This window comes from Ruegeria sp. G5 (assembly GCF_056533365.1).
Map to the genome: position 1 here is coordinate 165188 of NZ_JBQFOK010000004.1, position 13089 is coordinate 178276.

The following is a 13089-nucleotide window of genomic DNA, read 5'->3' on the forward strand; positions in this document are numbered from 1 at the left end:
TCGCGTTGACTATCTTTGATTGTGATCGTCAACCAGCTTGCGTCAGGAAACCTTGCGATCTCATGAATACACTCGAGAAAGACATCGCGGCGTGCCGCATTTGCGCCGCCAGGTTTGCGGCCACCGAAACAGCGCACGAGCCGCGCCCCGTGGTTTGGTTTCGCAAAAATACGCCTCTTTTAATCGCGGGGCAGGCGCCTGGTGCGAAAGTCCATGCCTCGGGCCGGCCGTTTACTGACCCGTCAGGCGATCGGTTGCGGGATTGGCTGGGTGTGGATGAGGCGGTCTTTTACGACCGCGCGCGTGTTTCGATTGTTCCCATGGCGTTTTGCTTTCCCGGCTACGATGCCCGTAAGGCAGATTTGCCGCCGCCGCCGATTTGTGGCCAAACTTGGCACGATAAGGTCATGCAAACACTGGGTGCCGTCCCGTTGACGGTGCTGGTCGGGGGGCATGCCCACAAATACCATCTCAAGTCGCGGAGCTCTGTCACAGAGACTGTTCGAAATTGGCGGGACCATGCGCCGCGGGTCTTTGCCTTGCCTCATCCGTCATGGCGCAATACGGCATGGATGAAGAAAAACCCGTGGTTCGAGGCTGAGCTCCTTCCGGTTTTGCGTGCGCGGGTACAAGAGGTTCTGAATGACTGACACGACAGCGCTGGACACCGCATATGCCGAGATGGCGGCCAGCCCGCAGGATGACGCTGCACGGCTAAGGTTTTTCGAAAGGCTGGCAGATAGTGAGCTGTTCCTGTTGCTGACCGAAGAAGCCCGCGATGAAAACATCTCCCCCGAACTGTTCGATGTCGCGGATGGGCGTTTCGTACTGGCCTTTGACCGTGAGGACCGGCTGGCTAAGTTCGCCGATCGGCCTGTGCCATATGTGGCTTTGTCCGGGCGCGTTCTTTCAAACATGTTGGCGGGGCAGGGCATTGGTCTGGGCCTGAACCTAGAGGTGGCGCCTTCGTCGATGCTGGTTCCATCTGAGGCGTTGAATTGGCTGGCCGAGACCCTGCAGCACGCCCCTGAAGAAGTGCAGCAACAATTGTCAGAGTTTTTGCCGCCGGTTGGTTTGCCCGAGGACTTGCTAAAGGCGCTGGATGCCAAGCTGGCGACAGCCATCGGCTTGGCGCAATCTGCCTACCTTGTCAGTACACGAACATCCGAAGGGGGCAGCGGGCATCTTTTGGGTTTTGTAGGAACAGTCAACGGGGCCGAGGCCGCCCTTGCAAAAGCCGCCTCAGAAGCACTGACATTTTCCGGGATCGAAGCGGGGGCAATGGATGTCGGTTTTTTTGCCGCGCATGATGCCGCCGCGGCGGCCTTGGCAAAGGTTGGGTTGCGGTTTGAGTTACCTCAGCCGGAAGTTCGGGAAACTGCTCGCGTTGCACCCGGTAGCGATCCGGACAATCCACCCCTGCTGCGCTAAGCGGGCCCCACAGACTTAGCTGTGGAGCCTGCCGTGATCATTCCGCCGCAGCTTCCAGTTTGTCCTGCGTCCGGGTGTCAAAATCGCCCGCGTCATGGCGTTCATGCAATTGTGTGTGCTTCTCACCAAAGGAGCGGTTGACCATACGGCCACGCTGAACAGCACGGCGTGCGTCGATCGCCTTGGCCCACCGCATGACGTTTTTGTAGGATTCAACGTCCAGGAACTCAGCCGCGCTATAAAGGCGACCCAACACCAGTTGGCCGTACCATGGCCAGATTGCCATATCGGCAATGGTATAGTCCTCACCCGCGATGTAGGTCTTCTCGGCCAGTTCGCGGTCCAACACATCCAACTGACGTTTGGTTTCCATCGTGAACCTGTTGATCGGGTATTCCCACTTTTCGGGCGCATAAGCGTAGAAGTGGCCAAACCCGCCGCCAAGATAGGGCGCGCTGCCCATCTGCCAGAAGACCCAGTTCATCACCTCAGTCCGCTCGGGACCAGATTTTGGCAGGAACGCATCAAATTTCTCAGCCAGATGAAACAGGATCGAGGCGCTTTCAAACACGCGGACAGGGTCGTCGCCTGAACGGTCCCACAAAGCCGGGATTTTTGAGTTCGGGTTGGCACCAACAAAGCCCGAGCTGAATTGATCCCCCTCACCGATATTGATCAGCCAAGCGTTGTATTCAGCTCCTTCATGACCCAACGCCAACAACTCTTCGAGCATGACCGTGACTTTCACACCGTTTGGCGTTGCCAGCGAATACAACTGCATTGGATGACGCCCGACCGGCAAATCCTTGTCGTGGGTCGCGCCAGCGATAGGGCGATTGATATTGGCGAATTGCCCGCCATTCTGGCTGTCCCACGTCCAGACCGCAGGGGGCGTATATGTCGATTGCTCGCTCATTTCTTGCCTTTCTCAGCAAAGTTCGGGTGAATTGTCCGTCCGGGACAACAGCTAATATTGCAAAGCCCAGAGTCCAACCCCGGTTGTACCGTTCATTTTGTAACAAACGGGGGGATTAGCCTCACGTTTCTTCATTCGACGTCACAGCGCCGCGAGCGGGACTGCCCAAAGCACAGGAATCACCTATCCTCTGATCAGCCCCGCACGACGGGCGACCCTTTCAACTCTGAGGATCAAGAGGATTGACCATATGAAACGCTTTGCCTTGACTGTTGCAGCAACGCTGGCCTTTGCAGTTCCTGCTTTTGCTGGGGACCAGTATGTAGATGGCACCGGATTTGCTGTGTCTGGCTATGATGTTGTCGCTTATCGCGATCTGGACCAATCGCCTGTTGGTAAGGCCCAGCCCAAAGGTGTTCGCGGAAAGGCGGATTACACCGCTGAATATAACGGTGCGACCTGGGCGTTTTCGAGCGCTGCAAACCGTGACAAGTTTCTGGAAAACCCCGCCTACTATGCGCCTCAGTATGACGGCCACTGCGCCTATGGCGTTTCGCGCGGCGGTAAGGTTCCAGCGAACCCCAACCTGTGGCGCATCGTGGACGACAAGCTGTATCTGAACATCACAGACGTTGTTGTTGGCTTCTTCGAAGAAGACATCCCGGGCAACATCAATCTGGCCGAAGGCAACTGGCCGGGCATCGAGCCTGCAAAAGCATCGACCGCAGTGATCCCAAAGTTTACCTCGAAAGGTCCGATCACCAACTAATTCCGGACCTTTAAGACAAAACCCGGCTGTACTTAGCCGGGTTTTTTTATGCTAAGCCGTCAGCTGGCCAATTCGAAATCGTTCTGCAGCTCTTGATCGGCCTCGAAACGGATGCGGACACTTTTGGCACCGGGGAATTTCTTGGCCATGATGGCCTCTGGCACAATCACCTCACCCGCGCCGGCATTTTTTGACTGAAAGCTGAGAACTTCGGTTTCGGTTTTGCGTACGCCCGCCAAAATCGACGTTGGCAACGCGACCCGATTGGCCCCTTCGCATACCGGGGACGAAACGAAATAGGTCAGGTTGCGACCGAAACATCCAATAGCTGTCGGGATATGATCCGAATCCACCTCTGGGCTGGCAGAACTGTCTGACTGCGGCGTCTGTGCCAGATCAGGTGTATGTCCAAGGGCGCGGTCCAACAGGGCACGGCAGGCTTCAATATCAGTGTCTTTCAGCTTGATGACACGTTTGCGCAGCTTTGGGCGTTTGGGTTTGCCGGGCATGGCACCTTTGACGGTCAACCCTTCCTGACGCAGCAGGTCATATGCGTCCTTTGCGCGAACAAAGCTGTCGCAGTCATTGTCGGCGCGGTCGGGGTGGGCGTTGAAGGCAATCTCGCGCCAAGCATTTCTGATATCATCCGAATTTGCGCTTTGATCCAGACCAAGCGCGGTCAGAGCGTCCACGCGCGCCTTGATTTTATCAAGAGGTTCCATACCCAAATCACTCACTAAACAACAACTGATCCCAGTGTCTGAATGGGTGGAATTTTGTCAAATAAGGCAGTTTTTTGACCAAAAAAAGAAAACAATCGCCGATTTGGTCCGGCGATTGTCTTGTTGTTTGGGCTTTGCACGGGGGGGGCGGTAGTCAAACCGACCTTTTGATCAGGCGACGTTCTGCAACTCGGTTTTCGGTGTAATCCCAAGCGCAAAGCAAACGTCCCGTGTCAACTCGGGCCGATTCAGTGTGTAAAAGTGCAGCTTGTCCACACCGCCTTCGATCAAGTCAGAGCAGAGTTCGGTGCAAAGCGCAGTTGCCAACAGATCTTCGCGATCATCCCGCACCGCTTTTTCGAACGCCTGTTCAACCCAAGTTGGAATACGCGTGCCGCAGCGTTTGGCGAAGTTACGCGCACCCTTCCAGTTCTCGATCGGCAAGATACCGGGGACGATGGGCTTATCTATCCCGGCTTTCGCGCAGGCATCGCGGAAACGGAAGAACGTCTCGGCCTCGAAAAAGAACTGGGTCAAGGCTTCATCTGCACCGGCATCCAGTTTGGCCTTCAGCCAGTCGACATCCGTGCGTGCGCACTGTGCCTCGGGATGGATGTCCGGGTATGCGCCGACCCGAATGTTGAATTTCCCGGTCTCAGCCAGTGCGGAAATCAATTCAACTGAACTTGTGAAACCATCGGGATGAGGAACAAAACGGTCCTGACCCTTGGGTGGGTCACCGCGCAGGGCCACGATGTCACGAACGCCAGCCTTCGCGAACGTATCTGCGATTTCCAGTGTTTCAGCGCGTGTCGCATCAACGCATGTCAGATGGGCGGCGACCGGCAAACCGGATGACTTATGCAGCGTGGCCACTGCGTCGCGTGTCAGCTCTCGGGTCGTGCCACCGGCACCGTAGGTAACCGACACAAAACGGGGGTCCAGCGGAGCAAGCGTTTGGACCGTATCCCACAAGCGGAACGAGGCCTCTAGCGTTTGTGGGGGAAAGAACTCAAATGAAATCTCTGGCTTGGTCATAACGGCCTCAACTGTGCTTTACCTGACCCTTGTGCCAGTTTGCTGTATGTGAGACAAACTCATATTCCTCAAGAACAACATGAGCGACATTGGAATGCATATTGAATTCAGACATCTGCGCACCATCAAGGCAATCCATGAATGTGGCGGGTTGGCGCGGGCGGCGGACCAGTTGAACATCACTCAATCCGCGCTGAGTCATCAGATCAAGGGATTGGAAGATCAGGCCGGGGTCGAACTGTTCCTGCGACGCTCAAAACCGATGAAACTTTCGGCTGCCGGGTTGCGCCTTTTGCGACTGGCTGAACAGATCCTGCCGCAGGTAGAGGCGACGCAACACGAATTCACCTCGCTGCGCGAGGGCCGCACGGGCCGGATGCACATCGCAATCGAGTGCCACGCCTGTTTTGAATGGTTGTTCCCCGTACTTGAGGCGTTCCGCAAGTCGTGGGGCGATGTGGATGTCGATATCCGTCCCGGTCTGGCCTTCGACGCATTGCCTGCGCTGCAAAAGGAAGAGGTTGATCTGGTGGTTTCCTCTGACCCCGAAGACTTGCCCGGTGTCGAATTCATAGAGCTTTTCGATTACGACGCTGTGTTCGTTGCTGCATCAGCCCATCCTTTGGCCCAAAAGGAGTTCATTGAGGCAGAAGATTTCCGTGGTCAGACCCTGATAACCTACCCGGTCGAGCGCACCCGTCTGGACGTGTTCAGCCAGCTGCTGATCCCAGCAAGGGTTGAACCTGCAGCCATAAGGCAGGTGGAGCTGACGGCCGTGATCTTGTTGCTTGTCGCGTCGAACAGAGGAATATCCGTCCTTCCGGATTGGGTCGTACGTGAGGTCAAATACAACTCGGACTATGTAACCCGCCCGTTGACCAAGGACGGAATTACGCGTCGTCTTTACGCTGCAGTACGCACTGAGGACCTTGAAAAACCCTATGTGCAAGAGTTGATCCAACTGGCAGGGACCGAGGCGCGCAAGCTTCAGGCGCAATAGGCGCAAAACGCGGGTCTGCTATGCGCATCAAGCCTCTTGGCAAGGGCGCATTGCATCAGTATACGCGCGGTTTGACCGGACAGGAGCCTTTAGACAATGGTTGGCAGTGCAAACCTCAACATCATGATCAAAGCCGCGCGCAAGGCGGGGCGTTCTTTGGTCAAGGATTTTCGTGAAGTCGAGAACCTTCAGGTGTCGATGAAGGGCGCGGGCGACTTTGTCTCGAAGGCGGATATCGCGGCCGAGGCGATCCTGAAAGAAGAGCTGCTGGGTGCACGCCCGACCTACGGTTGGCTGGCCGAAGAGGGCGGCACAATCGCGGGCGAAGATCCGACGCGCCGTTGGATCGTTGACCCGTTGGACGGCACGACCAATTTCTTGCATGGCCTGCCGCATTGGGCGATTTCGATTGCGCTGGAACACAAGGGCAAGATCGTTGCCGGTGTGATCTATGATGCCGCCAAGGACGAGATGTTCTTTGCCGAAAAAGGTGAAGGCGCGTGGATGAACGACACTCGTATTCGTGTGTCTGGCCGTCACCGCATGATCGAGTCGATCTTTGCCACCGGTCTTCCATTCGGTGGCCGCTCTGACCTGCCTGCAACTCTGCAAGACCTTGCGCGGATTATGCCGGTTTGTGCGGGTGTGCGCCGCTGGGGCTCTGCCGCGCTGGATCTGGCCTATGTGGCAGCCGGACGCTACGAGGGGTATTGGGAGCGCCGGTTGAATGCATGGGACGTGGCCGCAGGCATCATTATCGTGAAAGAAGCGGGTGGTTTGGTTCAGGCGTTGAACCCCGAAGGCAGTATCCTGGAAGACGGTGAAGTCATCTGCTCGAACGAGCCGATTTTTGATCAGTTCTCCAAAGTGATCCGGGGCTGACTCAAGCTCGAATACACTGACCAAGCGCGCCCCAGATTGAGGCGCGCTTTTTCTTTTTAAAGAGACACGCGCTGCGCAAGCCCGGCTTTTTCCGCCAACCGTGCCGCGACCGAAGCAACGGCGAGGTCCTGCAGGCCCACTCCGGTTCCGTCGAACAATGTGATCTGATCTTCGGATGTGCGTCCCGGATGAGTTTTGTTTATGACCGCGCCGATAGGGTGGATGTCATCTTGTGACAAAGCACCTGAGCTTACGGCATGCTGCGCTTCACCGATTGTCACCGATTGTGCGACCTCATCGGTAAATACCGTGGCCGCAGCAACCAGTGCAGGATCCACTTCCTGTTTGCCCTTGGTGTCGGTGCCCATGCAAGCCAGATGCGTACCCGGTTTGATCCAATCCTTCTGCAGCAATGCCTCATGGGCTGAGGTGATCGTGACAATTACGTCCGATTGGGCGCACAGTTCTTTCGGACTGACGGCCTGGAATGGCAATCCGATCTCTTCAGCAACAGCGGCAAGGCGGGGCAGCTTGTCCGGGCTGGGGTTCCAAGCCACAACTTTTTCAAAGGCGCGTTGTTCTGCTGCGGCCCGCAGTTGAAACGTCGATTGATGCCCGGCTCCGACCAGACCCAGAACCTTGGCATCTTTGCGGGCCAGATGGGCAATCGACACAGCCGAAGAGGCTGCGGTGCGTACGGCAGTCAAGTAATTTCCGGCGACCAGGGCCTTCAGGCGCCCGGTGTCTGGGTCAAAAAGGAAAACGGTCGACTGGTGATTGGTCAGACCTAGTTTCACGTTCCCCGGCCAGTAGCCGCCGGACTTGACGCCCAGAACCTGACCATCGCGGTCAAAACCAGACTTGAAACCATAGAGCGCGTCTGCGTGCCCCAGCGCCTCGCGTACGACGGGGAAGTTTCGCGCACCTCCGGTGGCCATTGCCGCGAATACGGCTTGCACGGCGTCGAAAGCCTGCTTGCGGTCAACCAATTTTTCGCACAGATCTTCGTTCACGACCAGCAGGCTGTCGTCTGTCGTCATCGCATCCCCCATCGTTTAGAACGCCTTTCCACGGGCTGACACGGGCCATAGTGTTTCGACCTTGCCGCCGCGCACACCCACATACCAGTCGTGGACGTTGCAGGTGGGATCACAGTGCCCGGGCACCAAACGCAGTTTGTCGTTGATCTTCAATACGCCATTCGGGTCGTCAATCACGCCGTGCTCGTCCGTGCATTTCAGGTATTCGATATCCTGGCGCCCAAAGACAACAGGCAGACCGCTATCGACAGATTGTACCTTGAGCCCGGCGTCGCAGATGGCTTTGTCGGCCTTGGTATGACTCATGATACTGGCCAGGATAAAAAGCGCGTTTTCCCATTCGCCCTGATCGATGCGCTGACCATCTTTATCCAGAATGCGCCCATAGTCAGCATCCATGAAAGCGTAAGAGCCGCACTGTAACTCGTTATAGACGCGGGAATTACTTTCAAAGTAGTAGGACCCTGTGCCACCACCCGAAACCAGCTCGCACGTGATCCCCTCGGCCTTTAGTCCTGCGACAGCGTCCTTGACCATAGCGATTGCGTTATCCAGTTTGTCCTTACGCGCGGTATAAGTGTCGAGATGCTGCATAGCGCCTTGATACGCTTGAAGGCCCGTGAATTTAAGGTTCGTAGCGGCCTGAACAGCCTTGGCTATGTCGATGACAGCTTCGGTCGTTGAAACGCCGCATCGTCCGGCGCCGCAGTCGATTTCGACCAGAACCTCCAGTTCGGTTCCGTGTCGCACCGCGGCTTCTGAAAGGTCGGCGACGTTGCCCACATCATCCACGCAGACAATTGTTCGCGCGCCCAGTTTCGGCAGCCGGGCCAAACGGTCGATTTTCAAAGGATCGCGCACCTGATTAGACACGAGGATGTCTTTGATGCCACCGCGGGCAAATACCTCGGCCTCGGACACCTTTTGGCAACAGACGCCGACAGCGCCGCCCAGTCTTTCCTGCAATTTGGCGACATCTACAGATTTATGCATTTTGCCATGCACGCGGTGACGCATCCCATGCTCTTTTGCGTAAGCCCCCATCTTTTTTATGTTCCGCTCCAGCGCATCCAGATCAAGGATCAGGCATGGCGTCTGAATGTCTGCTTCGTTCATTCCGATCGAGGCTGGAATGTCAAAGCCGACCTCGAGACTATCGAGATTCACAGGTTTGTTCATGTCACTCTCCCTTATTCCGTTAGCCAAGGCAGGCGATTCAAATCGACATTGCCCCCTGTGATGATCACCCCAATACGTCTGCCTTGAAACACCTCAGGGTTCTTCAGAATGGTCGCCAGAGGCACCGCCGAAGAGGGCTCGATCACCATGCGCAGGTGCTTCCATGTCAGTTTCATAGCGGCGACGATTTCCTCCTCGGAAGCGGTAAAAATGTCCGTCACGTTTCTGGAAACAAAGTGCCATGTGTTTTCCTTCAAGGGTACCAGTAACCCGTCGGCGATCGTTTTTGGCGCATCGTCAGCAACAATATGACCCGCTTTGAAAGACCGGTACGCATCATCGGCTTGCGCGGGCTCGGCTGCATAAATCGCTGTCTCGGGGGCCAGGTTCGATACGGTCAGGCATGTGCCCGATATCATGCCGCCTCCACCGATTGGCGCGATGACCGCATCCACGCCTCCGGTTTGTTCCAGCAATTCAGCCGAGCAGGTGGCCTGTCCGGCAATGACACGTGGATCGTTATATGGATGGATGAATTCGCCGCCAGTTTGCGCTTGAACCTTAGCAAAGGTTGCTTCGCGTGATGAGGTCGAAGGATCACATTCGGTAATCGTGCCGCCATACCTGCGTACCGCATCCTTTTTGGCTTTGGGCGCTGAGTGCGGCATAACCACGTTGCAAGGAATACCCCGGCGACCTGCGGCATAAGACAGGGACAGCGCGTGGTTGCCACTGGAATGAGTGCACACACCCTTGGCCGCCTTTCTATCATCCAGCCCGAAAACGGCGTTACATGCACCGCGTACTTTGAACGCCCCGGCTTCCTGTAAATTTTCACACTTAAAGAACAGCTGTGCACCGCATAGGGCGTTGAGGTGGTCGGACGTCAATACAGGCGTGCGCCGAATATGAGGTTTGATCCGCGCATGAGCCGCGTGCAGTTCCTGAACCGACAAGTCTGCTGCGGGTATGTGATCAAGCATGGTCATACTCCTCAGGCGGCCGCCTGATCGCGACCGGGCGCGCCTGTGCGATAGAAGTTCTGGGCGGCGGCCACACCACGGCCCAGATCAATGGGATAGTTCAGATCGACCATCGCCATCTCGATAGCGCTGAGGCCGGACAAGACCATCACATCCGTAAGGCTACCAAGGTGACCGATCCGAAATGCCTTGCCGTTCAATTGGCCCAAGCCAGTGCCGAAAGATACGCCATAGGCATTGAAGGCGTGGTCGGTGAGGGTATTGCTGTCATATCCGTCGGGGACATAGATCGCACTGACTGTATCCGAATAAAGATCCGGACCATCCGCAACCAGCTTCAGCCCCCATGCATTGACCGCGCGCCGAACGCCTTCGGCCAGACGATGATGGCGGGCATAGACGTTCTCCAACCCTTCCTCGAACAGCATCTTCAGGCTTTCGCGCATGCCGTAGATCAGCTGTAGCGGCGGCGTGTAGGGGAAACCGCCCGACGCGTTGGCGGCCATCATGTCCTTGAAGTCAAAATAGGTGCGGGGCAATTTTGCCGACGCAGCAGCGTCCAACGCTTTTGAACTGACGCACAAGATGGCCATGCCCGTGGCCAGCATGAAGCCTTTTTGCGAACCCGATACCGCAACATCGACGCCCCATCGATCAAATTCAAAAGGAATGGATGCAAGGGAGCTGACGCAATCCACAAACAACATCGCCGGGTGGTTTGCCCCATCTATAGCATCCCTTACGGCACCGATATCCGATCGTACCCCGGTCGCCGTTTCGTTATGCGTCACCAGAACCGCTCGAATGTCATATCGTTTGTCTGCGGACAAAACGGCCTGAAACTGTTCAGCAGGTGCGCCGCTGCCCCATCGGCAATCGATCACCTGAACCTCAAGCCCATGCCTTTCGCAAAGGTCGATCCATCGGTGACTGAATACCCCGTATCGCGCGACCAGAACCTTATCGCCGGGGCTGAGCGTGTTGGTGATCGCAGCCTCCCACCCTCCGGTGCCGCTGGCGGGGAAGGTAATGACCTGGCCAGTTTTGCTGCCAAAAACCTTTTTGGTGTCTTCCAGAACAGGTGCAAATTTGTCGACGAAATCAGGCGCACGGTGGTCTTGGGTCTGGACCTGCATCGCCAACCGCAGACGGTCGGGGATGTTGGTGGGACCGGGAATGAAAACCGGGTTTTGGCTGGACATTGCTTGTTCCTCCGCTTTGGAGGTCAGCTTCAAGGATTGTAGGCTATTGTGCAATTTTCTTGAAAAATATTTTCATTTTGATGAGAAAATATGTAACCAATTAACTTCGAATGGTTTTTCGTTTTTCAGTTTTGAGCGTCGGAAAATCGACCGAAAAAAACATCAGGAGTTTGAAAGGTCGCGGAGATGGAAAAGCAAAAAAGGCCGCGGGGCAGGCCAAAGTCGCTGTTCAAGGAAAGCTCGGCCGGCACGATGCAGTCGCTGGACAGGGCGTTGGGCGTTTTGACCACTGTCGCGCAACTCGAGAGGGCGGCGCTTAGCGACCTCGCGCGCGAGGTCGGAGTGCCAACAGCAACGACGCATCGCATTCTGATGACATTACAGAAGCACGGGTTTGTCGGTTTTGATGACGACCGCCAGGAATGGATGATCGGGGTCGAGGCCTATCGGACGGGCGCATCGTTCCTGCGCCGAAACAGTGCGATAGAAATCGGGCGTCCAATCCTTAGACGGCTGATGCAGGACAGTGGCGAAACGGCAAATCTGGCGGTTCCGGATGGTGCGGAAGTGGTCTTTGTGGGTCAGGTGGAAACGGCCAACCCGATCAGGGCTTTCTTTCCGCCCGGGGCGCGGACACCGATGTATGCGTCTGGCACAGGCAAAGCCATACTCGCTGCCATGTCTGAGGGTGCTTTGGCCAAGGCTTTGGGGAATTCGGAACCGACCGTGTTTACAAAACACACCCAAGTGCCGGGCAAAGGGTTGGAGGACGATCTTGAGCAGACCCGCGCGCGGGGGTGGTCGCATGATTGCGAAGAACGATACGAGGGGATGTCCTGCATCGGCGCTGCAATCTTTGACGATCGCGCAGAGCCTTGCGCGGGAGTATCGGTTTCAGGCCCTACCGTTCGATTTGACGCGGCGCGCTTGGAGGCGTTGGGGGCTTTGGTGCAGGTCGCTGCAGAAGACGTAACGCGGCTGAGCGGAGGTGAATTACCGCCGGGGTATCCGCGGAATGCGGGATTGTGAAAACTTATAGTGATGTTCCGGGTGCGGGGGGTGGCCGTCTGTTCGGTTCCAGTATCGAATACCGCCGCGTCTAATCCATAAGGGGATAGACAGCACCAGACCGACCAAAAAGCCTCCGGTATGGGCCCAATATGCGACCCCACCCTCGTCGGGATTGCTGGACAAGCTGCCTAGGAACTGCATCCCCAACCAAACGCCTAGCATGATAAACGCCGGTATCGTGAAGATGCGAAAATAGACCACGATGATTAGTAGGATATCCACGCGCGCTTTGGGGAACATCAACAGATAACCGCCCATGACGCCCGCGATTGCACCAGACGCGCCGATTGTTGGCACAAGCGAGGCTGGTGCTGTTACGACGTGGATCAAGCCTGCGCCGAGCCCAGACAAGATGTAGAAAAGCAGGAACCCGACGTGGCCCATCTCATCTTCCATATTGTCGCCAAAAATCCATAGAAACAGCATATTCCCCACCAGATGCATCCACCCTCCGTGCAGGAACATCGATGTAAAAAGCGTATCGTATGAAAACCCTTCGGTAATGCGCGCGGGGATGACCGCGTAGTTGGAATACAACTGACTGATAATGCGTTCATTGCCCATGTCGCCGACATAGCTCAGAAAGATCACGATATTGGCTGCCATCAATAGATAGACGACAAAAGGTGTGCGCCCCGAAGGGTTATGATCTCGGATCGGAAACATGGGGGGACGCTGGTCTTTTCCAGCCGAAGGGTCAAGCCACGACCTTACTGAATTCTTTGAAAATGTTTGATCAATGGGTCTGTCGCCTCAATTCATCTGGCGAAATTCAAGCAAGGAAAGCCAGCCGCAGACCGTGTTTATCACGTGTTTTATGGGGCTGCTGCCCCAAGGCTTTGGATGCTTATTGACA

General features: G+C 56.1%; 14 protein-coding genes. 6 read left to right on the forward strand and 8 right to left on the reverse strand.

Annotated elements, in window-relative coordinates:
- Positions 1-62 precede the first annotated feature (62 nt).
- Both ACR0BD_RS08885 and ACR0BD_RS08890 read left to right on the forward strand, forming a co-directional pair.
- Positions 63-650 (forward strand): uracil-DNA glycosylase family protein, encoded by a 588-nt coding sequence (locus tag ACR0BD_RS08885; RefSeq protein WP_480830038.1) that lies wholly within the window; start codon positions 63-65, stop codon positions 648-650.
- Positions 643-1431 carry an SseB family protein gene (locus tag ACR0BD_RS08890; protein ID WP_480830040.1) on the forward strand — a complete coding sequence of 263 codons (789 nt, stop codon included), beginning with the start codon at positions 643-645 and terminating at the stop codon, positions 1429-1431. The genes ACR0BD_RS08885 and ACR0BD_RS08890 overlap by 8 nt, the downstream gene beginning before the upstream one ends.
- Positions 1432-1468: 37 nt before the next feature.
- Here the strand turns inward: ACR0BD_RS08890 and yghU are convergent, their stop codons facing one another.
- Positions 1469-2347 (reverse strand): glutathione-dependent disulfide-bond oxidoreductase, encoded by an 879-nt coding sequence (gene yghU, locus ACR0BD_RS08895; RefSeq protein WP_480830041.1) that lies wholly within the window; start codon positions 2345-2347, stop codon positions 1469-1471.
- 250 nt (positions 2348-2597) lie between these two features.
- Between yghU and ACR0BD_RS08900 the strand changes: the two genes are divergently transcribed.
- Positions 2598-3116 carry a YHS domain-containing (seleno)protein gene (locus ACR0BD_RS08900; protein ID WP_480696380.1) on the forward strand — a complete coding sequence of 173 codons (519 nt, stop codon included), beginning with the start codon at positions 2598-2600 and terminating at the stop codon, positions 3114-3116.
- Positions 3117-3175: 59 nt separating this feature from the next.
- On the opposite strand, the gene ACR0BD_RS08905 is transcribed toward ACR0BD_RS08900, so the two are convergent.
- Both ACR0BD_RS08905 and metF read right to left on the reverse strand, forming a co-directional pair.
- The gene (locus ACR0BD_RS08905) at positions 3176-3838 is read right to left on the reverse strand and encodes a J domain-containing protein (RefSeq protein WP_480830042.1); all 663 of its coding nucleotides are present in this window, start codon (positions 3836-3838) and stop codon (positions 3176-3178) included.
- A gap of 171 nt (positions 3839-4009) precedes the next feature.
- On the reverse strand, positions 4010-4876 hold the full coding sequence (gene metF / locus ACR0BD_RS08910; protein WP_480696376.1) for a methylenetetrahydrofolate reductase [NAD(P)H]: 867 nt from the start codon (positions 4874-4876) through the stop codon (positions 4010-4012).
- 94 nt (positions 4877-4970) lie between these two features.
- On the opposite strand from metF, the gene ACR0BD_RS08915 reads away from it, so the two are divergent.
- Both ACR0BD_RS08915 and ACR0BD_RS08920 read left to right on the forward strand, forming a co-directional pair.
- Positions 4971-5876: a LysR family transcriptional regulator gene (locus ACR0BD_RS08915; protein WP_480696621.1), complete on the forward strand. Its 906-nt coding sequence runs from the start codon at positions 4971-4973 to the stop codon at positions 5874-5876.
- A gap of 96 nt (positions 5877-5972) precedes the next feature.
- The gene (locus ACR0BD_RS08920) at positions 5973-6758 is read left to right on the forward strand and encodes an inositol monophosphatase family protein (protein ID WP_480830043.1); all 786 of its coding nucleotides are present in this window, start codon (positions 5973-5975) and stop codon (positions 6756-6758) included.
- Between the two features lie 56 nt (positions 6759-6814).
- Here the strand turns inward: ACR0BD_RS08920 and bhcD are convergent, their stop codons facing one another.
- Genes bhcD through bhcA form a run of 4 tightly spaced genes read right to left on the reverse strand, consistent with a single transcriptional unit; the run spans position 6815 to position 11162 of the window.
- Positions 6815-7798, reverse strand: coding sequence for an iminosuccinate reductase BhcD (bhcD, locus tag ACR0BD_RS08925; protein WP_480830044.1), 984 nt, complete (start codon positions 7796-7798; stop codon positions 6815-6817).
- A gap of 15 nt (positions 7799-7813) precedes the next feature.
- Positions 7814-8977: a 3-hydroxy-D-aspartate aldolase BhcC gene (gene bhcC / locus ACR0BD_RS08930; protein ID WP_480830045.1), complete on the reverse strand. Its 1164-nt coding sequence runs from the start codon at positions 8975-8977 to the stop codon at positions 7814-7816.
- Positions 8978-8988: 11 nt separating this feature from the next.
- Positions 8989-9960, reverse strand: coding sequence for a beta-hydroxyaspartate dehydratase BhcB (gene bhcB, locus ACR0BD_RS08935; RefSeq protein ID WP_480830046.1), 972 nt, complete (start codon positions 9958-9960; stop codon positions 8989-8991).
- A gap of 11 nt (positions 9961-9971) precedes the next feature.
- Complete coding sequence (gene bhcA / locus ACR0BD_RS08940) at positions 9972-11162, reverse strand: L-aspartate--glyoxylate aminotransferase BhcA (RefSeq protein WP_480830047.1); 1191 nt, start codon at positions 11160-11162, stop codon at positions 9972-9974.
- Between the two features lie 186 nt (positions 11163-11348).
- Here bhcA and ACR0BD_RS08945 point away from each other — a divergent pair, with 186 nt between their 5' ends.
- Entirely contained in the window at positions 11349-12191 is an 843-nt protein-coding gene (locus ACR0BD_RS08945; protein ID WP_480830048.1) for an IclR family transcriptional regulator, read from the forward strand.
- Here ACR0BD_RS08945 and ACR0BD_RS08950 read toward each other — a convergent pair.
- A complete protein-coding gene (locus tag ACR0BD_RS08950; protein ID WP_480830049.1) occupies positions 12156-12899 on the reverse strand; it encodes a rhomboid family intramembrane serine protease in 744 nt (247 codons plus the stop codon). The two genes, ACR0BD_RS08945 and ACR0BD_RS08950, sit on opposite strands and share 36 nt — an antisense overlap.
- Positions 12900-13089 lie beyond the last annotated feature (190 nt).

Coding starts and splice junctions, on each gene's coding strand:
- ACR0BD_RS08885 (WP_480830038.1), top strand. CDS start 63: ATGAATACACTCGAGAAAGACATCGCGGCGTGCCGCATTTGCGCCGCC.
- ACR0BD_RS08890 (WP_480830040.1), top strand. CDS start 643: ATGACTGACACGACAGCGCTGGACACCGCATATGCCGAGATGGCGGCC.
- yghU (WP_480830041.1), bottom strand. CDS start 2,347: ATGAGCGAGCAATCGACATATACGCCCCCTGCGGTCTGGACGTGGGAC.
- ACR0BD_RS08900 (WP_480696380.1), top strand. CDS start 2,598: ATGAAACGCTTTGCCTTGACTGTTGCAGCAACGCTGGCCTTTGCAGTT.
- ACR0BD_RS08905 (WP_480830042.1), bottom strand. CDS start 3,838: ATGGAACCTCTTGATAAAATCAAGGCGCGCGTGGACGCTCTGACCGCG.
- metF (WP_480696376.1), bottom strand. CDS start 4,876: ATGACCAAGCCAGAGATTTCATTTGAGTTCTTTCCCCCACAAACGCTA.
- ACR0BD_RS08915 (WP_480696621.1), top strand. CDS start 4,971: ATGCATATTGAATTCAGACATCTGCGCACCATCAAGGCAATCCATGAA.
- ACR0BD_RS08920 (WP_480830043.1), top strand. CDS start 5,973: ATGGTTGGCAGTGCAAACCTCAACATCATGATCAAAGCCGCGCGCAAG.
- bhcD (WP_480830044.1), bottom strand. CDS start 7,798: ATGACGACAGACGACAGCCTGCTGGTCGTGAACGAAGATCTGTGCGAA.
- bhcC (WP_480830045.1), bottom strand. CDS start 8,977: ATGAACAAACCTGTGAATCTCGATAGTCTCGAGGTCGGCTTTGACATT.
- bhcB (WP_480830046.1), bottom strand. CDS start 9,960: ATGCTTGATCACATACCCGCAGCAGACTTGTCGGTTCAGGAACTGCAC.
- bhcA (WP_480830047.1), bottom strand. CDS start 11,162: ATGTCCAGCCAAAACCCGGTTTTCATTCCCGGTCCCACCAACATCCCC.
- ACR0BD_RS08945 (WP_480830048.1), top strand. CDS start 11,349: ATGGAAAAGCAAAAAAGGCCGCGGGGCAGGCCAAAGTCGCTGTTCAAG.
- ACR0BD_RS08950 (WP_480830049.1), bottom strand. CDS start 12,899: ATGTTTCCGATCCGAGATCATAACCCTTCGGGGCGCACACCTTTTGTC.